Below are 25,606 nucleotides of genomic sequence, written 5' to 3'. Positions count from 1 at the left end.
TCAGAGCAGTCCGCCGCCGCCGAGCAGGCCGCCACCGTCATCGGAATCCGGGGTGGTCGTGCTCGAGTCGCCCAGCAGGCCCGTATCCGTGGCGCCGAGGCCGGGACCGAAGGCGCCGCCCACATCCACGCCGTCCAGGGATCCCGTGAGACCGCTGGTGGTGTCGGTCAGGCCGCCCGTCGCGGCACCGGCGGTGTCGGTGACCGCGCCCGTTGCCGCGCCGGTGGTGTCGGCGAGTCCGCCCGCTGCGGCTTCGCCGGTGTCGTACACCGGAGCTGTCGGGGCCGGAGTCGGCATCGGGGTGTAGTCCAGGCCGGGCAGCGGGCCGGTATCGGTCGCGCCGCCCACGGTGTCGGTGACGGTGGAGCCGAGGCCTGCGGTGGTGTCGAAGGGGGCGCCCGAACCGTTCAGGTCGGTCGGGACGCCGCCGCCGAGCAGGCCGCCGTCGCCACCGAGGAGACCGCTGGTGACACCGTCGACGGTGCCGAAACCGGTTTCCAGACCCGAGCCGACTACGTCGGTGGCGCCATCGAGGAGACCGCCGGTGGTGTCGGTGGGCAGGATGTGCGCGGTGTCGGGGAAGACGTCGAGGCTCGGGACGAGGCCGTCGCCGGTGGGGAGACCGTCGGTGGGGACGTTGCCGGTCAGGCCGCCGACCACACCACCGAGATCGCCGGCGGGCAGTCCCGCGTCGCCGGTCGGCAGGACGCCGCCCAGGATGCCGCCGCCGGTCGAGTCGCCGGTGATCGCGCCGGTCACCGCGTCGAGCGGGGCGAAACCGGTTTCCAAGCCGGTGCCCGACGGGTTCGGCTCGCCGGGGGCGATACCGGAGAGGTCGCCGAGGCCGGTGGCCAGACCCGCGTTGTCGAACGTGTTGCCCAGGTCGAAGCCGAGATCGTCGTCGCTGAGAGCGGCGAGGCCCGCAGTGGTGGCCGCGGCGCCGGTGAGGGCGCTGGCCGCGTTCGCCGCGGAAGCCGCGCCGTCGGAAGCGGCCGAGGTGGCCGAGCTGTACGGCGAGGAGTTCGTCGAACCGGTGTTGTCGTGCGTGGAACCGCTGAGGCCGCTGCTGAACAGTCCGGCCACCGCAGTCGGGTTGAGCACATCGGTCATGCCGTTCATGACGCCGCCGACGCTGTCGACATTGCCACCGACACCGGTGATGTCCTCGAAGTTGGAACCGTTGATCAGGCCGTCGATCAAGTCGTTGCCGATCGGGGACTGGTCGATCGCGGCGCCGACGCCGTTGGCGGTGATGTCCTGGAACACCGCGCCGTTGAGAACATCGACCACGCCGTCGTCGACCGCGTCGTTGAGGATCGGGCTCTCGTCGATCGCCGCACCGATGCCGTTGGCGGTGATGTCCTCGAAGTTCGCCGCACCGAGCAGGCCGCCTTCGCCACCGAGGAGACCGGAAGCCACGCCGCCGTCGATCAGGTCCGCCGCACCGCCCGCGCCACCGATACCGGCCACGCCGCCGTCGAGGACGTCGTTGAGGATCGGGACGTTGGATTCGTCGATCGCCGCACCGATACCGCTGGTGGTGATGTCTTCGAAGACCGCGCCACCGAGCAGGCCGGAGGCAACACCACCGTCGACCACATCCGACACGCCGCCCGCGCCGCCGACTCCGGCGACACCGCCGTCGAGTACGTCGTTGAGGACGTTGGATTCGTCGATCGCGGCGCCGATGCCGTTGGTCGTGATGTCCTCGAAGTCGCCGCTCAGGACGCCACCCGCGAGGCCGGTGAGCGCCGCGCCGTTGGCGATGCCGCCGAGGTCGTCGACGTTGCCGCCGATGCCGGTGATGTCTTCGAACGCCGCACCATTGAGGATGCCGCCCGCGCCGGCCAGGCCGCCGTCGCCGTTCAAGACGCCACCCGCGCCGGCCAAGCCGCCGTCGCCGCCGAGCGCGCCACCGATACCGGTGATGTTCTCGACGTCGACGAGATCGGTGAAGGTGGACTCGTCGATCGCCGCACCGATGCCGTTCGTGGTGATGTCCTCGAAGTCGCCGCTGAAGATGCCGCCTGCCAGGCCGGTGATGTCGCCGTCGACCAGGCCGCCGCCGAGCAGGCCACCGAGTGCGCCTCCCGCCGCGCCGTCGCCGCTGAGCAGGCCACCCGCCACGCCGGCGATGCCACCGTCGTTGATGTTGTTGAGGACGTTGGATTCGTCGATCGCCGCGCCGATGCCGTTGGTGGTGATGTCCTCGAAGACCGCACCGTTGAGGAGACCGCCCGCGACACCGGCCACGCCACCGTCGACGAGGTCGCCGACGCCGGTGATGTCGCCGGTGTTGGTGACGCCACCGAGCAGGCCGCCGTCGCCGTCGCCGAGCAGACCACCGTTGAGAACGCCGCCCGCGCCCGCCAGGCCGCCGTCGCCGTTGAGGATGCCGCCCATGTCGTCGACATTGCCGCCGATGCCGGTGATGTCCTCGACGTTGACGTTGTTGAGGATGGCGCTCTCGTCGATCGCCGCACCGATGCCGTTGATGGTGGTGTCCGTGGCGCCACCGAACAGGCCTCCGTCGCCACCCGCGGCGAGCAGGTCGTTGCCGACACCGGCCGCACCGAGCAGGCCGCCGTCGCCGTTGAGGACGCCGCCCGCACCGGCCAAGCCACCGTCGCCGGAGAGCAGACCGCCTGCGACGCCGGTGATCGGGGATTCGTCGATCGCCGCACCGATGCCGTTGGTCGTGATGTCGGTGAGGTCGGCGAAGTCGGTGACGCTGTTGCCGCTGAGGAGACCGCCCGCACCGGCCAGGCCACCGTCACCGCTGAGGACGCCGCCTGCACCGCCGACGCCGGTGATGTTGTTGAGCACGTTGCTCTCGTCGATCGCCGCGCCGATGCCGTTGGCGGTGACGTCGTTGATATTCGAAGCGACATCATCGACGTCGACAACATCGGTCACGTCGTGGGCGCCGATGCCGGTCAGGTCGCCGCCGACCAGGCCTCCCGCCAGCGCTCCGGTCAGCGCGCCGTTGCCGAGGCCGCCGAAGTTGTTCAGCGACTCGTCGACCTGGCCGCCGATGCCCTGGATCTGCACGTCCTCCCAGGCACTCGCCACGCTGTTCGCAAGGCCGCCGAAGTCGTCGCCGATGCCGTTCACATCGTTGAGTCCTGCGCCGAAAATGTTGTTGTTGCCGCCGATATTGATGTCGCCCATGTCACTCACATCCCCAATGCCAGAAAGGTCAAGGTCACCTACAACTCCGGTCACGTCGCCGATCGAGCCGACGATGCCGGTCATGTCTCCCGCAATGCCACCGGCAACACCAGTCACATCACCTGCGATCCCACTGATGTCACCGATCGAGCCGGTCACGTCGCCGACAACGCCACCTACACCGGTGAGGTCGCCGACCGAGCCGATCAGGTCGCCACCGATGCCGGTCACATCGGCTACGTCGGTGACGATGCCGGTCAGGTCACCGGTGAAGGCGGCCACGTCACCGGCGATACCGGTGAAGTCTCCGAAGAAGCCGGTCAGGTCACCGAACGAACCGGTGAGGTCACCGCCGATACCGGTGATGTCGGCGACGAAACCGGTGATGTCGCCACCGAAGCCGGTCAGGTCGCCGAACGAACCGGTCACGTCACCGAACACGTCGGACAGGTTGCCGGTGATATCGCCGAAGGAACCGGTGATACCCGTGAGCGATCCGCCGACTCCGGTGAGGGAGCCGGTGATGTCGCCGACCGAGCCACCGATGCCGGTGAGCGAACCGGTGATGTCGCCGACCGAACCGCCGATGCCGGTGAGCGAACCCGTGAGGTCGCCGAAGGTGCCGCCGATGTCGCCGACGGAACCGCCGATGCCGGTCACCGAACCGAGCAGGTCGCCGCCGACGTTCACCACGTCGCCGAAGCTGCCGGTGATGCCTTCGAAAGTGTTGTTCCAGTCGCCCGAGACCGACACGAGGTCGCTCACCAGACCGCTGCCGAAGCCGGTGATCTCGAGTGCGTTGTCGCTGATGCCGGCGATCATGGCCGACCAGTCGCCGGAGACGCCCGAGACATCGCCCACCAGATCGCCGACGTTCAGATCACCGAAGGCGCCGGTCAGATCGCCGAAGGTGCCGCCGACGTCGCCGATCATGTTCGACCAGTCGCCGAAGACCGCGGTCACGTCGCTGAAGGAATCGGTGATGCCGGACAGGTCGCCCGCCACGCCGGTCACGTCGCCGACCCAGGTGATGTCGCCGAGAAGGCCGCCGGTGCCGCCACCGCCACCGCCCCCGCCGCCACCATCGCCGCCGATGATCCCGGTGATGTCGCCGATCGTGCCCGTGATGTCGTTGCCGCTCAGAGGTCCCGTCATGTCACCCACCGTGCTGGTCAGGTCACCGGCGATGCCGGTCACGTCGTTGATTCCGGTCAGGTCGCCGCCGACACCGGTCAGGTCGCCGATGGAGCCGATGAGGGCACCGCTCGGGTCTGTGGTGATGTCGCCGATGGTGTTGGAGAGGTCGCCGCTCAGGATGTCGCCGACGTCGCCGACGTCGAGGAGATCGCCGGTGACGTCGCCATTGATCAGGCCGGCGGTGAGGTCGCTGATGTTGCCGACGTTGGTCAGATCGCCGTCGACGAGGTCGCCGGTGATGTCGCCGATGGAGCCGTCGAGGAGGTCACCGGTCACATCGCCGTTGATCAAGCCGCCGGTGACGTCACCGATATTGCCGACATTCGTCAGGTCGCCGACCAGGTCACCACCGACGAGACCACCGGTGATGTCACCGACAACATCGCCGTTGACGAGACCACCCGTGATGTCACCGACAACATCGCCGCCGACCAGGCCTCCGGTGATGTCGCCGATCGCGCCGACGTTCGTCACGTCGCCGTCGAGGATTCCGCCTGCGACACCGGTCAGGTCGCCGATCGCGCCGATACCGGTGAGGTCACCGCCGGTGATGTCGCCGACCACGCCGCCGAGGTCGCCGGTGTTCGTAAGGTCGCCGACCAGGTTGCCGATGTCGCCGGTGTTGGTGATGTCGCCGTTGAGGACGCCGCCGACGAAATCGTTGTCGGTGATGTTGCTGAGAACGTCGCCGTTGACGAGGCCGCCTGCGACACCGGTGATGTCACCGGAGTTGTCGAACAGGTCGCTCGCGAGGCCGGTCAGGTCGATGCCGCCGATCAGGTCGCCACCGATGAAGTCGCCGCCGATGCCGGTGACCGCCGCGGCCAGGCCGGTGAGGCCGATGAGGTTCGCGACGTCGCCGGTGCTGGTCACATTGCCGACGTTCTCGACCAGGTCACCGGTGAGCTCGTTGTCGCTGATGCCGCTGAGGACGTCGCCGTTGATCAGGCCGGCGATGTCGTTGTCGGTGATGTCACCGACGATGTCGCCGTTGACCACACCGCCCGCGGCACCGGTGATGTCGCTGAGGATGTCGCCGTTGACGACGCCGCCGGTGACCGCCGAGAGGTCATTGAGGAAATCGCCGGTGAGAACGCCGTTGTCGGTGATATCACCAACGATGTCGCCGTCGATGAGGCCGCCTGCGACGCCAGTCAGATCGCCGTCGACGAGATCGCCGGTCACGTCGCCGACATCGAGAAGATCGCCGGTCACATCCCCGTTGACCAGGCCACCCGCGACACCGGTGATGTCGTTGAGTACGTCGCCGTTGATCAGTCCGCCGGTGATGTCACCGTCCACGAGGTCGCCCGTGATGTCGCCGACCGAGCCGACATCGGTCAGGTCACCAACGATGTCGCCGTTGAGGATTCCGCCGGCCACACCCGTCAGGTCGCCGTTGACGAGTCCCCCGGTGATGTCGTTGTCAGTGATCGAACCGACGAGGCCGCCGATGTCGCCGGAGTTGTCGAGCAGATCGCCGGTGAGATCACCGTTGACCAGACCGTTGGTCAAGTCGCCTGCCACACCGGTGATGTCACCGTTCACCAGGCCGCCGGTCAGATCGCCATTCACGAGACCGCCGGTCAGATCGCCCGCGACGCCGGTCAGGTCACCGTTCACCAGGCCACCGGTGATGTCGCCGGTGTTGGAGATGAGTCCGCCTGCGATGCCGGTGAAGTCGCCGTTGGAGATGTCGCTGAGTACGTCGCCGTTCACCAGGCCGCCCGCCACTCCGGTGAGATCCCCCGCTACGCCGGTGATGTCGCCGTCGATCAGATCACCGGTGATGTCACCGTTCACGAGGCCGCCCGCGACACCGGTCAGATCGCCGACCAGGTCGCCGGTGTTGGTGATGTCGCCGACCAGGTCGCCGTTGACGAGTCCTGCGGTCAGATCGCCAGCGACACCGGTCAGGTCACCCGAGTTGTCGAGCAGGTCACCGGTGATGTCGCCGTTCACGAGACCGCCTGCGATGCCGGTCAAGTCGCCGGTGTTGCCGGTGATGTCGCCGACCGAGCCGATCAAGCCGCCGATATCGCCGGAATTGTCGAGCAGATCACCGGTGAGATCGCCTGCCACGCCGGTGAGGTCGCCGTTCACCAGACCCGCGGTCAGGTCGCCGGCCACACCGGTCACGTCGCCGTTCACCAGACCACCCGCCACACCCGTGAGGTCGCCCGCGACGCCGGTCAAATCGCCGGCCCCGGTGATGTCACCGACCGAGCCGATCAAGCCGCCGATATCGCCCGAGTTGTCGAGCAGGTCGCCGGTGATGTCGCCGTTCACCAGGCCACCCGCGACGCCGGTCAGGTCACCGGTGTTGGTGATGTCGCTGAGGACGCCGCCGATGACGCCGGAGTTGTTCAGCAGGTCGCCCGCGACGCCGGTGACGTCGCCGTTGACCAAACCGCCTGCGATGCCGGTGAGGTCGCCGTTGACGAGGCCGCCCGCGACGCCGCTCACATCGCCTGCGATGCCGGTCAGGTCGCCGGTGTCGCCGGTGATGTCGCTGAGCAGGTCGCCGGTGTTGGTGATGTCGCCGACCACCCCGCCGATGTCGCCGGAATTGTCGACGAGGTCGCCGACCAGGGTGCCCGAGTTGTCGACCAGGTCGCCCGCGACGCCGGTGACGTCGCCGTTGATCAGGCCACCCGCGATGCCGGTCAAGTCGCCGCTGTTGCCGGTGATGCCACCGACGATGTCTCCGGTGTTGTTCACGAGTCCTCCTGCTACGCCGGCGATATCGCCGTTGTTGGTGATATCGCCGACCGAACCGATCAGGCCACCGATGTCGCCGGAGTTGGTGATGTCACCGACCACGCCACCGATGTCGCCCGAGTTGTCCAGCAGGTCGCCCGTCAGGTCGCCGCTGTTGCCGGTGATGTCACCGACCGTGCCGATCACGCCGCCGATGTCACCGCTGTTGGTGATGTCGCTGAGTACGTCGCCGTTCACGAGACCGCCTGCGATGCCGGTCAAGTCGCCGTCGACGAGGTCACCGGTGATGTCGCCGTTGAGGATTCCGCCTGCCACGCCGGCGAGGTCGCCGTTGTTGGTGATGGAGCCGATCACGTTGGTCAGATCGCCGGTGTTGCCGGTGATGTCGCTGAGAAGGTCACCGTTGACGAGACCGCCTGCGACGCCGGTGAGGTCACCGGTGTTGTTCACCAGCCCGCCGGCGACTCCTGTGAGATCACCCGCGACACCGGTGACGTCGCCGTTGACCAGACCGCCCGCGATGCCGGTGAGGTCACCCGCGTTGGTCACGTCGCCGATGATGTCGCCGTTGACCAGGCCACCTGCGATGCCGGTGACGTCGCCGACCGAGTTGGTCCAGTCGCCGACCGAGAAGACCAGATCGTCGACGTTGTCGGAGATGCTGCCGATCGAGCCGGAGTTGTCGAGGAGGTCGCCTGCGATGCCGGTGAGGTCACCGCTGTTGCCGGTGAGATCGCCTGCGATGCCGCTGATATCGCCGATGGTGCCGGTCAGATCGCCGGAATTGTCGATCAGGTCGCCTGCGACACCAGTCAGGTCACCGCTGTTGCCGATATCGCCGACCGAGCCGATCAAATCGCCCGCGACGCCGCTGATATCGCCGGTGTTGTTGACGAGGCCGCCCGCGACGCCGGTGATCGCGCCCGTGTTGTCGATCAGGTCGCCGGTCACGTCACCGTTGATCAGACCGCCCGCTACTCCGGTGAGGTCTCCCGCGACGCCCGTGATGTCACCGACGCCGCTGAGGTCGCCGACGATGCCGGTCAGGTCACCCGTGTTGCCGGTGAGGTCGCCTGCCACGCCGGTCAGGTCGCCCGCGATACCGGTCAGGTCACCGCTGTTGCCGGTCAGGTCGCCTGCTACGCCGCTGATGTTGCTGAGCAGGTCGCCGCCGACACCGGTGAGATCCCCGTTCACCAAGCCGCCTGCGACACCCGTGATGTCACCCACCGAGCCGATCAGGCTGGGGTCGCCGACGATGCCGGTCAGGTCACCTGCGACACCGGTGATGTCACCGGTGATTCCGCTCAGGTCGCCGGTGTTGCCCGTGATGTCGCCGACCGAGCCGACGAGGTCGCCCGCGATGCCGGTGAAGTCGCCCGAGTTGCTGAGCAGGCCACCCGCCACGCCCGTGACGTCGCCGATGGAGCCGGTCAGGTCGCCGGAGTTGCCGGTCAAGTCGCCGGCCACACCGGTCAGATCACCGACCAGGTCGCCGCCGACACCTGTCACGTCGCCGATGCCGCTCAGATCGCCTACCACGCCGGTGAGATCACCTGCGATCCCCGTGAGATCACCCGAGTTGCTGAGCAGGCCGCCCGCCACGCCGGTCACGTCGCCGACGGTGTTGGTCAAGTCTCCGGTGTTGTTGACGAGGCCGCCCGCGATGCCGGTGATGTCGCCGACCGAGCCGATCACACCGCCCGCGATCCCGGTGAGATCACCCGAATTGCCGGTGAGGTCGCCGAGGGTGTTCGTGACGTTGCCGACGGTGTTGGTCAGGTCGCCGGAATTGCCAGTCAAGTCACCGGCAATTCCGGTCAGGTCGCCTGCGATTCCGGTGACGTCACCAATGGAGCCGACAGCGCCGGTCGCGTTGCTGATGGTGTTGGTGAGATCGCCCGCCACGCCGGTCACATCACCGATCGAACCGACAGTCTGGGTGAGATCACCCGCGACACCCGTCACGTCACTGATCGAACCGACAGTCTGGGTGAGATCACCTGCCACGCCGGTCAGGTCACCGACCGTACTGGTCAGGTCACCGACAGAACCGATGGTGTTGGTCAAGTCGCCTGCTACGCCGGTCAGATCGCCCGCGATGCCGGTCACGTCGCTGATGGAGCCGACGGTTTGGGTCAAATCACCGGCGATGCCTGTGACGTCGCCGATGGAACCGAGGTCGCCTGCGACACCGGTCAGATCGCCGACGGTGTTCGTCACGTCGCTGATCGACCCAACGGTCTGCGTCAGATCACCCGCGACTCCGGTTACGTCACTGATCGACCCAACGGTCTGCGTCAGATCGCCTGCCACGCCGGTCACGTCACTGATCGAACCAACTGTGCCGGTCAGGTCACCCGCCACGCCCGTGAGGTCACCTGCGATACCAGTGAGGTCACCGACGGAATTCGTGATGTCGCCGACCGAACCGACGGTCTGCGTCAGGTCACCGGCAACGCCCGTCAGGTCGCCGGCGACACCGGTCACATCACTGATCGAACCGACAGTGTTGGTCAGGTCGCCCGCTACGCCGGTCAGGTCACCGACGGTGTTCGTCACGTCGCCGACCGAGCCGATGGCGTTCGTTACGTCGCTGACCGTATTGGTCCAATCACCCACGGAGCCAACGGTTCCAGTCACATCGCCGACGGAGCCGAGTACGTCGCCCGCGACGCCGGTCACGTCGCCGATGGAGCCGACGGTGCCGGTCAGGTCGCCTGCGACTCCTGTCAGGTCGCCGACGGAGCCCACTGTTTGCGTCAGGTCGCCCGCCACGCCGGTCAGGTCGCCCGCCACGCCGGTCAGGTCGCCCGTCATGCCGGTGATGTCGCCGACGTTCTGCGTCAGATCGCCTGCGACACCTGCGATGTCGCCGACGGAACCGACTGTGTTGGTCAGGTCGCCTGCCACGCCGGTGAGGTCGCCGGCGACACCGGATACGTCGCCGATGGACTGGGTCAGGTTGCCGACCGTGTTGGTCCAATCACCGGCGGAGCCAACAGTTCCCGTCACATCGCCGACAGTCTGGGTGAGATCGCCCGCTACGCCGGTCACGTCGCCGACCGAGCCGACGGTGTTCGTCAGATCGCCCGCAACACCGGAAACGTCGCCGACGGAACCGACGAGGTCACCGGCTACTCCGGTCACGTCGCGGATCGAGCCGACCGTGTTCGTAAGGTCACCGGCAACACCGGCGATGCCGCCCGTCACACCGGTCACGTCGCCGACCGAGCCGACGAGGTCACCCGCTACGCCGGTCACGTCGCTGATCGAACCGACTGTGTTGGTGAGATCGCCCGCGACGCCGCTGACATCGCTGATCGAGTTGGTGAGATCGCCCGCGACACCAGTCACGTCGCCGACCGAGCCGACCGTGTTCGTCAGGTCGCCCGCCACGCCGGACACATCACCCACCGACTGAGTGAGATCGCCCGCCACCCCCGATACGTCCCCAACGGTGTTGGTGAGGTTGCCGACTGTGTTGGTCCAATCACCCACGGAGCCGACGGTATTGGTCAGGTCCCCCGCCACACCGGTGACGTCGCCGATCGAGCCGACGACGCTGCCCACATCGCCCGCGATGCCGGTCGTGGAATTCGTGAGGTCGCCTGCGACGCCGGTGACGTCGCCTGCCACACCCGCGATGTCGCCGACCGAACCGACTGTGTTCGTGAGGTCGCCCGCGACACCGCTCACGTCGCTGATCGAGCCGACCAGGTCGCCCGCGACGCCAGTCACGTCGCCGATGGAGCCGACAGTGCCGGTCAGGTCGCCTGCTACGCCGGTGAGGTCACCTGTCATGCCGGTGATGTCGCCCGCGATGTCGCCGACGGAGCCGACCGTGTTGGTCAGGTCGCCCGCGACGCCGGTCACGTCGCCGGTCACGCCGGAGAGGTCGCCGCCGACGCCCGTGAGGTCACCGGTGATGCCGCTGATCGAGTTGGTGAGATCGCCTGCTACGCCGGTGAAGTCGCCGATCGAATTGGTGAGATCTCCCGCCACACCGGAGACATCGCCGATCGAGTTGGTCACCTCGCCGACCGAACCGGCGATTCCGGTGACGTCGCCTGCCACACCGGTGAGGCCGCCCGCGATGTCGCCGACGGAGCCGACCGTGTTCGTCAGGTCACCTGCCACGCCGGTCACGTCGCCGACCGATTGGGTGAGATCACCTGCGACACCGGAGATGTCGCCGACGGAGTTGGTCAGGTCTCCGGCGACACCGGTTACGTCGCCGACGGATCCGACTGTGCCGGTGACGTTGCTGAGGAGGTCACCGGCCACACCGGTCAGGTCACCGACGGTGTTCGTGACGTCTCCGATCGAGCCGACGGTGCCGAGCAGGTCGCCGCCGACTCCGGTCACGTCGCCGATGCCGCCCGCGATGCCCGCGATGTCGCCGACCGTGTTGGTCAGGTCGCCTGCGACACCGGTGATGTCGCCTACCGAGCCGATCGTGTTGGTCAGGTCACCGACCGAGCCGACGGTGTTGGTGAGATCGCCTGCAACACCGGTGAAGTCGCCTGCGATGCCGGAGAGGTCACCGGCCACACCGGTGATATCGGTGATGGAGCCAACGTCGGTGATGTCGCCGACCGAGCCGACGGTGTTGGTGAGGTCGCCTGCTACGCCGGTCAGATCGCCGACCGAGCCGATGTCGGTGATGTCGCCTGCCACGCCGGTCAGGTCGCCGACGGAACCGACGGTGCCGAGGACGTCGCCCGCGACGCCGGTGAAGTCGCCTGCGACACCGGCGATGTCGCCGACGGAACCGATCACGTCGCCTGCCACGCCGGATACGTCGCCGACGGAGCCGACCAGGTCGCCCGCTACGCCGGTCACGTCGCCGACCGAGCCGACGGTGTTGGTGAGGTCGCCGAAGGTGTTGGTCAGATCGCCTGCGACGCCGGTTACCTCGCCGACCGAACCGGCGATTCCGGTGATGTCGCCGACCGAGCCGAGTACGTCACCGACGGAGCCCAAATCGCCGCCGACGCCGGTGATGTCGCCCACCGTGCCGATGACGTCGCCTGTTACGCCGGAGACGCCGCCTGTGATTCCGGTGAGGTCACCCGCTACGCCGGTCACGTCGCTGATCGAGCCGAGGTCGCCGCCGACCGCGGTGAGGTCGCCGATCGTGTTGGTCAGGTCGCCCGCTACGCCGCTCACGTCGCCACCGATCACGTCGCCGACCACATTGCTTATGTCACCGATCGAGCCGAGGTCGCCGGCCACACCGGTGAGATCGCCTGCGACTCCGGTGAATTCGCCGACAGAACCGGTGATTCCGGTGATGTCGCCGACCGCGCCGACCGACTGCGTGATGTCGCCGACGGAACCGATCCCACCGTCGAGGACGTCGCTGACGGAACCGATATCGCCGACCACGTTGCTCACATCACCGATGGAGCCGACACCGGCAACCACGTCGCCGACCACGTTGCTCACATCACCGACGCCGGAGAGGTCGCCAACTACGTTGCTGACGTCACCGACGGAGCCCACACCCGAGATCACGTCACCCACCGAACCGACGTCGCTGCCGATCACGTCACCCACCACATTGGTCACGTCGCCGCCGACGACGTCACCTACGACGCTGCTGACGTCGCCGACCGAACCGACGCCGGCGATCACGTCGCCGACCGAACCGATATCGCCTACCGAGCCGAGTACGTCACCACCGACTACTCCACCAACAACATTGGTGATGTCACCGACCGAACCGACGCCCGAGATCACGTCGCCGACCGAACCGCCGATACCGGTCACGTCGCCGACCGAACCGAGTACGTCGCCGCCGATATTGCCGACGTCGGTCAGGTCGCCGACATCGGTGACGTCACCGATCACGTCACCCACCAAACCGACATCGCCCACCACATTGCTCACGTCGCCGACCGAACCGACGTCGCCGCCAACGGCGCCGATGCCCGAGAGCACGTCACCGACCGAGCCTCCGACGCCGGTCACGTCACCGACGACGCTGCCGATCGAGCCGATGTTCTGGGTCACGTCGCCGACCGAGCCCGCGACATTGCCGACGTTTCCTACGTTGGTGAGGTCGCCGACCACATCGCTGACATTGCCGATTCCGCCGACCACGTCAGTTACGTCGCCACCGATATTGCCCACGTTCGTGAGGTCGCCGACCACGTCGCCGCCGATATTGCCGACGTCGGTCAGGTCGCCGATCGAGCCCACATCTCCGACCACCGAGCCGACCACATTGGTCACGTCGCCCACCGAGCCTGCGCCGTTGAGGACGTCGGTCACGTTGCCTGCGACATTGCTGATGTCGCCGATCGAGCCGATGTCGCCCGTCACGTTGGTCACGTCGCCGACCACACTGCTGATCGCGCCTGCCCCATTGAGGGTGTCGCCGACAGTGTTGGTCACGTCGCTGATCGAGCCCGCGCCGTTGAGAACGTCGGTGACCGAGCCGATGTTGCTGACATCGCCGACCACATCGGTGATCGATCCCGCGCCGTTCAGCACGTCGGTGACGTCGCCGATGCCGATGTCGCCGGTCACGTTGCTGACATCGCCGACCACGTTGCTGATGCCACCGTCGACGAGGTCGCCGGTGATGTTGCCGATATCGCCGGTGTTGGTGAGATCGCCTGCGATGCCGGTGATATCGGAGATCGAGCCTGCCCCGTTGAGCACGTCGGTGACGTCACCGACGTTGCCTGCCGCATTGCTCACGTCGCCGACCACGTTGCTGACGTCGCCGACATTGCTGAGTACCTCGGTGACGTCGCCGACCGTCCCGATATCGCCTGCGACGTTCGTGATGTCGCCGATGGCTCCGATGCCGGTGACGGCGTTGGTCAGGTCGCCGACGTTGCCGTTGGTCACGTCGCCGACCACGCCGGCGTCGTTGAGCACGTTCGTCAGATCGCCGACCGAGCCGATGTTGCTCACCACGTCGGTGACGTCGCCATTGAGCACGTCGGTCACGTCGCCGATCGAGCCGACGTTGCTGATCACGTCACCGCTGTTGGACAACACATCGCCGACGGTCGAGCCGTTCAGCACATCCGTGACGTCGCCGATCGAGCCGGCACCGTTGAGGACGTCGGTGACGCTGCCGATGGAGGCGTCGTTGAGGACATCGGTCAGGTTCTGGTCGCCGACAACCTGACTCACATTCCCGACCACGTTGCTCACATCACCGACGGATCCCGCGCCGTTCAGCACGTCGCCGACGGTGCCGGTGTCGATATCGGTGATCCCGCCGAGCACGTCACCGACCGAGCCGACATTGGTGACGTCGCCGAGTACGTCGCCCGTGTTGGTCACGTTCGAGAGCACATCGCCCACCGAACCGACATCGGTGACCCCACCGACCACATCGCCGACAGATCCCGCCCCGTTGAGCACATTGCTGACCGCGTCGAGGTCTGTAATGTCGCCCACCGAACCAACATTGGTGACACCACCGAGTACGTCGCCGACAACGTTGCTCACATCGCCGACAGATCCGACACTGTTGAGCACGTCACCGGTGTTGGTGACATTCCCGAGCACCTCGCTCACCGAACCAACATTTGTCACGTCCCCGAGCGACCCGATATTGGTGATTCCACCCAGCACATCACCAACCGACCCGGCATCGACCAGGTCGGTCACGTCCCCGATATTCGCGTTCTGGATTACGCCGCTGACGGATCCGATGTTGCTGAGAATGTCTCCGGCCGAACCGATTCCGGTGATTCCGCCGAGGTCGGTTACGTCGCCGACAGAGGCGACGTTGCCGAGCACATCGCCCACGTTGGTGACGCCGCCGAGTACGTCGCCGACACCGTTGATGTCGCCGGACGAGCCGATCACGTCGCCGACGTTGCCCACATTGTTGAGCGTCTGGATGAAGTCGCCGAGGGTGAGCTCCTCGATGACGTGGCTGACGTCGCCGAAGTCGTTGAGCACATTGCTGATCGGGCTGATCCCGTTGAGGACGCCGCTCACGCCGCCGAGCGACCCGGAGACCACCGAGACGGGGGCGGTGAGGTTGCCGATCAGGGCGTCGCCGAGCTGGACGGCGTTGAACGCGTCGGTCATGTCGGCGGCGATCTGGGCGGCTTCGTTGAACGCGTCGATGCCGGTGATGTCGCCGAGGGTGCTGCCGTTGGCCAGGCTGGCGATGTCGCCGATGTTGGCGCCGCTGATCAGGTTCGTCACGTCGCCGACGGTGTTGCCGCCGACCAGGTCGCCGATGTTGGCGCCGCTCACCAGGTTGGTGACGTCGCCAAGGGTGTTGCCGCCGCCGATCACATCGCCGAGACCGGTGATGTCACCGAGGTTGCCGACAGTGTTGGTGAGGTCGCCGAGCTGGCCGACATTGGTGAGGTCGCCGAGCGTGTTGGTCAGGTTGCCGACGTCGCCCAGATTGCCGAGCGTGTTGGTCACGTCGCCGAGGTCGCCGAGCGAGTTGGTCAGATTGGCGACGTCGCCGAGGCCGGAGATGTCACCGACCGCGTTTGTCAGGTTGCCGACATCGTTGAGCGTGTCGCCGAGGTTGCCGACATCGTTGAGCGTGTCGCCGAGGTTGCCGATGCTGACGACCTCGTTGAGGGTGTCGGCCAGATTGCCGACGTCACCGAGATTGCCGACGTCGCCGAGATTGCCGATACCACCGTTGAGCACGTTGCCGATCGGGCTGCCGTTGAGCACGTTGCTGATCGGATCGCCGGTGAGGATGTCGGGACTGAAGATCTCGTTGTCGCCGTTGCCCTGATTGTTCGTGGTGTTGCCGCTGTTGGTGTTGGTCGTATTACCGCTGTTGGTGTTGTTGCCACCGTTGCCACCGTTGCCGCCACCACCGTTGTTCCCACCGGGTCCTCCGGGTCCACCCGGCCCCCCGGGCCCCCCATTGCCGCCGCCACCGTTTCCGCCCCCACCGTTGCCACCGTTGCCACCCCCTCCGTTGCCACCGTTGCCGCCACCACCATTGCCACCGCTACCACCGCGGCCACCACCACCGGCTCCACCATTTCCCCCACCGGGTCCCCAAGCACCACCACCGGGCCCACCCGGCCCGAACCAACGCCCCGGCCCACCCAGGAACATCGCGGGCCCGGCCCCATACGCCGCAGCCCCACCGCCACCGCCCCCCGCACCGAAACGACCGGCCCCGAACCCTCCACCCGCGCCGTACCCACCGTTGCCGGCCCCGACGATCCCTCGCAGCGGCGCCCCGCCACCGTCACACACCGACCGCGCCACCATCGGCGCGCAGGCAGCGATGTACTGCGGAGTCGCACACAACTGGGCCTGTTCGATGACCTTGTCCGGCGCGTTGCAGTAGGCCGCGGCGGCCTTGGGGTCGCGCAGCAGATCGAGAATGAACTGCAGGATCGCGTTCTCCATGGGTGTGGTCATCGAAATCAGCTCCTTCGTGAATCGGCACGATGCATCGACGCTATGGCGGGAGGCCACCGGCCCGTAACGGGGCGAACCCCCACATCTGGTCGGGAATGTTTATTAGGGGATCGGGTGGGAATAGGGGATCGGCCCGACGATCCCCGCCGAAGCGGTAACAGCAGCCCTCCAGCAACCGACAATGGGGATAGCTCGCTCGATGGTGTCCGCAGCTCCCGCATCCGCAGAGGTTCCGATATGACAGACCGTCTCGCGCTCGGCCTCACCGTCGGTGCATCGCGTTCAGTGGCCGTCGCGACGGCGGCCGACGGCGGTGCACCGGTAGCCGTGATCCAGCGATCCACCGCCGTAGAGGTAGCGACGACCGCGGGGCCGGCGGTGGTGGTGGAGGGGTTTCTGTCACGGGTGGGCGACCCGGTGCGCATGCTCGCGCAGGACGGTTCCAGTCATGTGGCGGCCGACCTGGTAGCGGCGGCAACGACCCGGTTGATCGCCGATATCTGCGATGCCGACGCGGCGGTGGTGTCGTGCCATCCGGGTTGGTGGCCCGATGTCCGGGTGCAGGCTGTGCGCGCGGCGCTGGACAACGCGGGCGCGGGCTCGGTGGTACTCGTTCCCGAACCTTTGGCAGTGGTTCGTCGCTATGAGATCGAGCGCGGGCTCCTCGACGAGGGCGCACTCGTGGTCTACGACCTCGGCGACAGCGGCCTCACCGTCTCGGTCGTCCGGACGGGTGAAAAGTCTGGTTTGCTCGGCGTCGCGGCCCACAGTTCGGACATCGCGGGCTCGGAATTCGATTTGCTGACAATGCGCTACGTGCTCGGTCACGCGCTCGGCGACAACGAGATCGACCCGTTCGAGCCGGCGGTCGAGACCGAGCTGGCCGCGCTGCGCGAACGCTGCCGCATCGCGAAGGAAGCCCTGTCGCTCGATACCGCTGCGGTCGTCTCGGTGGGCGCGCTCGCCGCCGACGGCACCGGCCAGGTGCGCATCGTGCGCAATGAGCTGGAGGACCTGCTGCGCTCGGACGTGCGGGATTCGCTCGAGCTGGTCCGCGAGGCCGTGCAGCGAGCAGGCATCGGACTCGCCGATGTCGCCGCGGTCCTGCTGACCGGCGGTGGAGGTGCGATTCCGCTGGTCGCCGAGCTGATCTCGGCGGAATTCGGGCTCCCGGTGGTGGCTTGTGAGGATCCGGCGACGGCGAGCGCGGCGGGCGCGGCGGAGTTGGCCGCGGATCTGCTGGCAGCCGAGAGCGCCGGGGCACAGCCGTTGCTGGTGGACGGGATGCTCGCAGCGGATGCCGCAAGTGCGGCGGCCGCCGCAGGGTTCGCAACGGCCGAGCCCGAGTCCGACCATTCGACAATCGAGTTCGAGACGACCGAACCTGCGGGTAAGCACGCAGCAGCCGAGCCGACAGGCAAGCACGCGGCCGATCGAACAGACGTGACACTCGAAAAGCCTTCCGAGCTCGCCACGGCGGAACCGTTCAACGACATCACCCCACTCGCCGACATCGACAACGACGAACCCACACCGCAGATCCTCACCAAGAAACGCCTGGCCGTCGTCGCCGCGGCCGTCGCGGTCTTCGGCGCCCTGACCGCGGGAACCCTCGCCGTGGCCCCCCAATTCGCGACCCCGAGCACCCCCGAGACCACCACCAACGGCACCCCCATCGCGAACATCGACTCACCGGTTTCCGTTGCGGTCACCCCACCCCTCGACGCCAACGGCAAGCCGGTCCTCGGCACCCCGACCCTCGACGCGACCGGAAAACCGATCCCCGGCGCCCCCACACTCGACCCGACCGGAAAACCGATACCGGGAACCACCGTCGACGCGACCGGAAACCCGGTGGTCGGCGCCCCCACCGTCGACGCCACCGGCCAGCCGATCGCCCCCGGCACCCAGAACGCCGCGCCCCAGGGCCAACAGCAGCAGGTCCAGTCGGTCGGCTCGGCCCCAGCCCAGGGCGCTCCGGCCCAAGCCCCCGCTCCGCAGCGACAGCAGGCTCCCGCACCCCAGCAACAGCAGGCCCCGGCCCCCGCCCCGCAGCAACAACCGGCGCCGCAGCAACCGGCCCCACAACAACCGGCGCCACAACCGGCTCCGCAACAGCCTGCCCCGCAACCGGCCCCGGCCCCCAACATCCCCAATGTCGGCGCCGTCCCCGGCCAAGTTCTCGACGGCGCGGGCGAGGTAGTCGAAGGAACGGTCGGCGGAGTCACCAAGCTGCCCGGTGGACTGCTCGGAGGAGGCAATTGAGCACCATCGCGCTCGACACCATGCCCAATGCCCGCGAAGTCCTCCGCTCGGTCGACGCGGCCCCCGACAGACCGGTCGTGCTGCTGCTTTCCGGCCGCTCCGGCACCGGAAAATCCGTCCTCCTCGAAGCGGTGCGCCATCGCTTGCGCGGCCGCGGCCTTGCCGTCATGTCGACCGCCCCCACCGCAGCCGACAACGGCGCGATCGTGGTGGCCGACGACCTGCACACCATGTCCGCCGAACAGCTGGAGGCCCTGCGCGCCGAGATCGAGTCCGGCACCAGATCCTTCATCTGCGCCATGCAGCCCCGCCCCCATCACCTCGCGTTGCGAGCCCTGTGCGAGACCGTCAATCGGCACGGCCGCACGGTGGAACTGCGCGCTCTCGGCTGCGGCGATATCGGTTCGTTCGCCAGGGAACTCGGTGTCACCGTCCCCCGGCCCCTGGTGACCCATATCCACGATCGGACCGCGGGTGTCCACGGCGGCGTGGTCGCTGCCCTGCTCGCCGCGGGAACGGCTCGCCTTGACGCGGGCTTCGCCGCGGTCGACGAGGCCCTGATCGGCTGGACGAGATCCCAGCTCGTCGGCGCCGACCCGGCCCTGCTCGACACCTTGGTCGTCGCCGCCACCGGAACCGGTCTGGACGCGGGTGAGCTCGCCGAAGTCCTCGACATCGAACTGCCCCTCGCCCACGATCTGCTGGCCCGGGCCAGGGCGTGCTCACTGGTCACCGACGCCGATCTGCTGCTGAGCGCGGCCGTCCCGCAGTTGCGTGTCCTGCTCGGCGACCGGCGTTTCGTCGACGTCCAGAAGCGCCTGCTCGACACCCGTCTCGCCGCGGGCCTGCTGCGCGACCACACCGCCCTGCTGCTCGCCGAATCCGGTGTCCGTGACGATCGCCTGGCCGAATTCCTCTGCCGGGCGGCCGTATACAACCGCGTCGAAGCGGCCCGCTATTACCGGGCGGCTGTCGCGGCGGGCACCGACCCGAGCACGATCGCCCTGGCCTGGGCCGAAGCCGCCGCGCGAGCAGGCGACGACGACACCGCGCTGCGCCTGGCCGAACCCCTGCTCGACAGCACCGACAACACCGATCTGGCCGTCGCGGTGCGCATCTGCGCCAGCGTCCTCACCCGTCGCGGTCTGGTGAATCGCGCCGCCGCCCTGTACCGCTGGCTCGGTCCCGAGCGTGTCGGCGCCGACTGGGCGGTCGCGACGACAGTCCTGGTCCTGGCGGGCGATGGTGGCGCAGCCGCCGACATGTCCGCCGACGCCGACAAGTGGCCGCCCACCCAGGCTGCCGCCGGCGCACGCCTGGCCGCTCATGCCCTGCTCGCCTCCCTCGACCCGCACGGCGCCGGCACCGCGGCCGCCATCTCCGAGCTGGTCCAGGCGGCTCACACCGGCGACAGCGGAACCACCCCGTGCAGTGCCGTCACGGCCGCCGCGTTGCTGAGTTTGAGCGCGGGCGAACCCCGTCGTGCCGGTGACGCGATCCGCGCCGCCGCGGGCGCGGGCCTTCAACTGCCCGTCCTCTCCGCTTGGACGGCCCTGCGCATCGGCGACGAATGCCTTGCCGCCGAAACGCTGGCGAAAATCGACATCGCCACCCTCCCCCCGCGCGACCGGTTGCTTGCCCACGCCCTCGCCGTGGGCCTGGCCCGCCGCAGCGGCGACGAGCAGGCCCTCCACAACGCCTGGACCGCCGCGTTCCCGCTCTTCGACGAGGTCGATGTCGACCTGTTGAGCCTGGTCCCCGTCGGCGAACTGTGGCTGGCGGGCATCGGCCTGCGCGACGAAGGCCGCATCCAGCCCATGGTCGATTCCGCGATGGCACTGATCCGCAAACTCGGCCGCGCCCCCGCCTGGACCAACGCCTTCCACTGGTACGGCGTCCAGGCCGCCATCGCGAAGTCCTCGCCGCAGAACCTGCTCCCGCACGCGCACGCGTTGAAGAACGCCGCCGCCGACGGCGACCCGCACGCCGCCGTCCTGGCCGACGCGGGTCGCACCTGGCTGCTCGTCCTGCGCGGCCAGATCAATCTGGCGGCCGTCCAGTCCGCGGTGCTGGCGCTGGCCGCCCAGGGCCACACCTTCGACAGCGCCCGCCTGGCCGGTGACACCGCCCGCGCGGTGGACGACCCCGCCGCGGCCAACGCGCTGCTGAAACTGGCCCGCTCGGTCCGTATCCCGGCTCGCCCCGATCAGCCAAGGACCAGCACCGACGACCCGCAGACCGGTGCCAAGCAGGTGATCGAACCGCGCGCGCTCAGCGACCGCGAGCGTGAGGTCGCCGAGCTGGTGCTGCTCGGTCTGACCTATCGGGAGATCGGCGCTCGGCTGTACATTTCCGCGAAAACCGTGGAGCATCACGTCGCGCGAATCCGACGTCGAATAGGCGCGCGCTCACGATCGGAATTACTGTCAATGCTGCGCGCGATGGGACACGGCCAACTGCTGGTGTGACTCGCGCGGACGATGTCGACGCCGAGTTGAGGGGTGTTCCGCCGATGGCCACTGGGGTCGGCCTGCGTATCGCCGATGATGAATGCATCGCCGCGGTGGTCACCGAGGACGGCACGGTCGAGTTGCTCGAACGTGCCTGTGTGCTGCACATGTCCGACGACGGTGACGCCGCCCTCGGTGGACCCGCGCCCACCGGGCATGCCCATTCGATCGACGGGTTCGTGCGCGCGATCGGTGATCCGGCCGGTGTCGATGTCGACGGTGGCGAGGCCTACCGCGCCGAGGACCTCTTCGCGACGGCCATGTTCTGCCTGATCGACCTCACCACCGAGCACCTCAACGGTCCCGCCGAGTTCTACGCGACCCATCCCGCGGGCTGGTCGACCGAGGTCGTGCGTGGTGTGCGCGAGGCGCTGGATTATCTGGGTTTGAAGTCGGTGGCCCTGCTCGGCGAGGACGAGCTGCCCCAGCCCACCGACGGCGCGGAGCCTGGCAAGACCTTCGCCAATGCCGCCGCGCAGGCCGCGCTGGTCGCGGTGCTGGCGACTCCGGCGGGCGCGACTCCGCCGGATCCGATCGTCACCGAGAACGCCGGGGTCGCCACCGATGTGATGCCCGCGGTGCCGTCGCCCATGGTGACCGCGCAGGCGTATTCGGCGGCGACGCCGGTAACGCCGCTGCCGACGAAGGGGATGTCGCCGATCGCGCAGGCCCCGATCACCGCGGCTCCGATCGTCGGGGCGGACAAGCCGATCCGTAGCAAGACCCCGCTCCTGATCGCCGCCGCCGCGCTCATCGGCCTGCTGCTCGGCGGTGTCGCGGTGTCGACCCTGCTGCGTGACGCCGAGTCCCCTGCCCCGCCGTCGATTTCGGATGCCCGCCCGGAAACGCCGACGCCGACTCCCGAACCCGCCCTGCCCCCGCCGCCGGTCGTCACGACCACGCCCGCCCCTGTCACCACCACGCCGGAGCCGGAACCGACGACCACCACCGAGGCGCCCCCGACGACCACACCGGAGCCGACGACCACTCCGCCGACGACGACCCCGCCCCGCAGCACCACTCGTCCGCTGCTGCCGTTCGGTGAGGAACTGCCCGCGCCGGTGCCGATCCCGGGCTACAGCTGAATCCGCACAGCCCGACCGTAACCGCGCCGGCTCGGCGAGCGTGCCTTAGAGTGATGCGCTGACCGACATGATCGCCGCCGGCGGTGTTCTCGGTCACTGGTTGTCGACGAAGGGATTTCATGCGCAAGTTGGTGGCGCGTCGCGCCGCGGTCAAGGCAGCCTCCGCCGGGTTCGCCGCGACTGTTCTACTCGCACCCCTGCTCGGATCCGGTATCGCGTCGTCGGAACCTGTTGCGCCACAACAGCTTTCAGCCGATGCGTTACCCAGCGCATTGGTGACCGCGCTCGAACGTGATCTGGGCATGTCGCCTACCGAGTACCTCGATCGCGCCGCCCGCGCCCAGCAGCTGCGCGACTACGCGACCGACTTCCGCGCCGCGAATCCCGACACCTTCGCCGGTGCCTGGCTCACCCCCGAGGGCAAGGCCGTCGTCGCCACCACCGATGCGGAGGCGGGCAAGCTCGTCACCGCCGCCGGCTACCAGACCCACCTCGCGCCGATCTCGGCCGGTGGACTGGAAGGCGCACTCGTGCAACTGAGTCAGTGGATCGCGAGCCTGCCGCCCGCGATCTCCGCACCGATCAGCTCGATCGCGATCGACGTGCTCAACAGCCAGTTGGTGCTCAACGTGGCCAACACCGGCACCGGTCACATGCTCAACCTGCCCACCCTGATCGCCACCATCAAGGTGGTGTTGCAGCCCGGCGGCGGCGGTCCGGTGGAGTACCGGCCGATGGGCGGCGACACCTACATCACCGCCACCAAGGATCTGCACGACGCGGGCCTGCGCGGCGTCGACGTGTGCTCGTTCGGTTTCAACAGCACCGACGCCGCGGGCAACGCGCTCAATATCTCCGCGGGCCACTGCAACCCGAATGTCGACAACGGCGGCGCGGCCTCGGTTTACGTGCCGAACGTGCGCGACATCCCCAACAGTCCCGAGGTCGGCTCGTTCGCCCGCGCCGTGCTCGGTGGGCCCGCCTCGCTGGACTACTCGGTGATCAAGCTCAACGAGCGCGCGGTGAACGCGGGCATGGACCAGCCGCGCGTGCGCGGCGCCGAGGGCACCACGCTGACGCTCACCGGCACCGCCGAGCCCGTCACCGGTGCACCGGTCTGCAAGACCGGCCAGTCCTCCACCTTCACCTGTGGTTTCGTCTCGGCCGATCATGTGGAGACCCAGCTGTTCACCGCCGAAGGTGTCAGCAAGACCATCCGCGGCTTCGCCAGCACCGCCTGCACCCTGGGCGGCGACAGCGGCGGCGCGATCGTCTCCGGCACCCTCGCCCTCGGCATCACCAGCGGCTCGAACGCCTCGGGCGCACCCAACTGCACCGAGGCCAACACCCAGCTCGCCCCCTACGGCGGCACCGCGTCCCTCGGCATCCCGATTCGGCCCATCCTCGCCGACATCGAAGCGTCCTCCGGTGGCGGTCTCGGCAGCGGAATCATGGTGCGCACCAAGACCAACGCGGGCTGAGCGGGGACGAATCACCGACCGGACCGGGTGAGCGAAATCTCTTGCCCGGTCCGAGTAGGCATAAGTCGCTCGAGCCCATATAGTTCGGTCATGCTCCTGCCACGTATGGGTCGTACCCCGTCCGCGCGAAGCTCGACCAGAGCTCGGAAATCCCTGATCGCCGCTTCGGCGGCGTTTCTGTTGTTCGGCCCCACGATGGCGGTTGCCGATGCGCAGCCCACGCCCGCAGATCTGCCCGCTCAGCTCATCGAAGCGGTCACTCGCGATCTGAAGATCTCCCCCGACGAGTACCTGCGCCGCGCCGATGTCGCGCAGCAGGTCGCCGCGTTCTCCACTACCGCGCAGCGTCAGTTCCCGCAGGTCTTCGCCGGTTCCTGGCTGAGCGACCAGGGCAACGCCGTCGTCGCGCTGTCGCAGGGCCCCGGCGCCGACCAGGCCCGTGAAGCCGCGCAGTCGGCTGGTTTCGAGGTCCGCAACGTCGCCAAGAGCGAGTCCACCCTGCGCGGGGAGAAGACCGCGTTCCAGAACTGGCTCGCCGCCGCCCCGCCGGAGATCTCCGCGCTGGTGCGTGGTGTCGTCGTCGACACCGTGAACAACTCGATCGTGGTCCGCGTGGAGCAAGCCGGCCTGCCGCTGCCCAGCTTCATCGACCCCGCCCGCGTCGTGGTGACGGCTCCGCCGGTGGCAGGCGAGCCGTCCGCACCGCAAGCAGAGACCATCGCGGGCAACAACGGCACCGCCATCGCCGGTGGTGCCGGGTATTGGGCACTGACCAGCACCGGAAAGCGGCTGATGTGCTCGTTCGGTTTCAACGGCACGGACAGCCGTGGTGACGTCGTGAATATCTCGGCGGGCCACTGCGATCCCGGCGAGAACGCCGGTGTCAGGGAGCGCATCGGCGGTAACGGGATCGGCGCGCAGCTCGGCACCTTCCAGAAGTCCGTTCTCGGTGAGCAGGACTACTCGATCATCCGGGTCGATGACGCATCGCGTTCGCGGTTCGAGAACAACCTCGTCGCTGCCAACAACGCAGCGCCGGTCGCCCTCGAAGGCGTCGGCGTGCCGGTCGTCGGAGCGCCCGTCTGCAAGTCAGGATCCCGTACCGGCTTCAGCTGTGGCGTGGTGAACGCGGTCGATCAGACGGTCCAGGTCGGCGACCGCCAGATGACTCAGAGCTTCTCGGTCAATATCTGTGCGCTGCCCGGCGATTCCGGTGGCTCCGTCATCAGCGGACGCCTCGCCCTCGGGATCTCGAGCGCTTCCTCCGTCGCGGACTACGATGTCTGCATCATTCCCGAGATCATCGGCGCCATCACCGGCGACACCCCCCAGCTCTTCGCCCAGCCCCTGAGCGTGGTCCTGTCGGACAACCCCGGCCTGTCGGTCCGAACCAGCTAGCCTTTCCGCTAGCCCGCCTCCCCGAGTATTCAGCGTGTCGTCCGGGAGCTCGACTGTGAGCTCTCGGGCCGCACGTCATGCGCGCCACGGCGATGAGGTGGCTGGGAAGTTACCCATGTACTAACGAGATCAGCAGCAGGCACAGAGCAGCCCGAAAAGGCCGGTAGCGATTGCGCTACCGGCCTTTTAGCTATCCCCAGCCATCCATTGCCCGTCCCCCACCGACACCCCCACCCCTTCCGCACTCCAACCACACCACCAAACCCCAGATCCGCCATGACCGCACTCCCACCCACCACCTGCGACCCCTAGGGAGCAGCGGCCACGCAGTGGCCGGTCGCGGCCGGGTCGCCGGTTAGCGCTCGAAGCGCATGCGCCGCAGGCGCCAGTC

At 68.1% G+C, this 25,606-nt stretch carries 6 protein-coding genes; 5 read left to right on the top strand and 1 reads right to left on the bottom strand.

The genetic code is table 11. The features are described from left to right. Positions 1-16,476, bottom strand: a complete 16,476-nt coding sequence (locus ACFW6D_RS21670; RefSeq protein ID WP_379330770.1) for a hypothetical protein — start codon at positions 16,474-16,476, stop codon at positions 1-3. A 237-nt stretch (positions 16,477-16,713) separates the two neighbouring features. On the opposite strand from ACFW6D_RS21670, the gene ACFW6D_RS21665 reads away from it, so the two are divergent. The 5 genes from ACFW6D_RS21665 (at position 16,714) to ACFW6D_RS21645 (ending at position 25,215) form a co-directional block, all read left to right on the top strand. Next, positions 16,714-18,741 carry an Hsp70 family protein gene (locus ACFW6D_RS21665; protein ID WP_379330768.1) on the top strand — a complete coding sequence of 676 codons (2,028 nt, stop codon included), beginning with the start codon at positions 16,714-16,716 and terminating at the stop codon, positions 18,739-18,741. Beyond that, positions 18,738-21,209, top strand: a complete 2,472-nt coding sequence (locus tag ACFW6D_RS21660; RefSeq protein ID WP_379330766.1) for a LuxR C-terminal-related transcriptional regulator — start codon at positions 18,738-18,740, stop codon at positions 21,207-21,209. The genes ACFW6D_RS21665 and ACFW6D_RS21660 overlap by 4 nt, the downstream gene beginning before the upstream one ends. Positions 21,210-21,253: 44 nt before the next feature. Then, positions 21,254-22,336 carry a hypothetical protein gene (locus ACFW6D_RS21655; RefSeq protein WP_379330764.1) on the top strand — a complete coding sequence of 361 codons (1,083 nt, stop codon included), beginning with the start codon at positions 21,254-21,256 and terminating at the stop codon, positions 22,334-22,336. Between the two features lie 119 nt (positions 22,337-22,455). After that, the gene (locus ACFW6D_RS21650) at positions 22,456-23,817 is read left to right on the top strand and encodes a S1 family peptidase (RefSeq protein WP_379330762.1); all 1,362 of its coding nucleotides are present in this window, start codon (positions 22,456-22,458) and stop codon (positions 23,815-23,817) included. Positions 23,818-23,907: 90 nt separating this feature from the next. After that, a complete protein-coding gene (locus tag ACFW6D_RS21645) occupies positions 23,908-25,215 on the top strand; it encodes a S1 family peptidase (RefSeq protein ID WP_379330760.1) in 1,308 nt (435 codons plus the stop codon). The last annotated feature ends 391 nt before the right edge of the window (positions 25,216-25,606 follow it).

Source organism: Nocardia sp. NPDC058705 (assembly GCF_042749305.1).
Classification (GTDB): Bacteria; Actinomycetota; Actinomycetes; order Mycobacteriales; family Mycobacteriaceae; genus Nocardia.
This window is presented reverse-complemented; position numbering and strand designations above follow the sequence as displayed.

What these genes read in the sequence shown, in the direction of transcription:
- ACFW6D_RS21670 (WP_379330770.1), bottom strand. Translation starts at nt 16,476, where the DNA reads ATGACCACACCCATGGAGAACGCGATCCTGCAGTTCATTCTCGATCTG.
- ACFW6D_RS21645 (WP_379330760.1), top strand. Translation starts at nt 23,908, where the DNA reads ATGCTCCTGCCACGTATGGGTCGTACCCCGTCCGCGCGAAGCTCGACC.
- ACFW6D_RS21665 (WP_379330768.1), top strand. Translation starts at nt 16,714, where the DNA reads ATGACAGACCGTCTCGCGCTCGGCCTCACCGTCGGTGCATCGCGTTCA.
- ACFW6D_RS21650 (WP_379330762.1), top strand. Translation starts at nt 22,456, where the DNA reads ATGCGCAAGTTGGTGGCGCGTCGCGCCGCGGTCAAGGCAGCCTCCGCC.
- ACFW6D_RS21655 (WP_379330764.1), top strand. Translation starts at nt 21,254, where the DNA reads ATGGCCACTGGGGTCGGCCTGCGTATCGCCGATGATGAATGCATCGCC.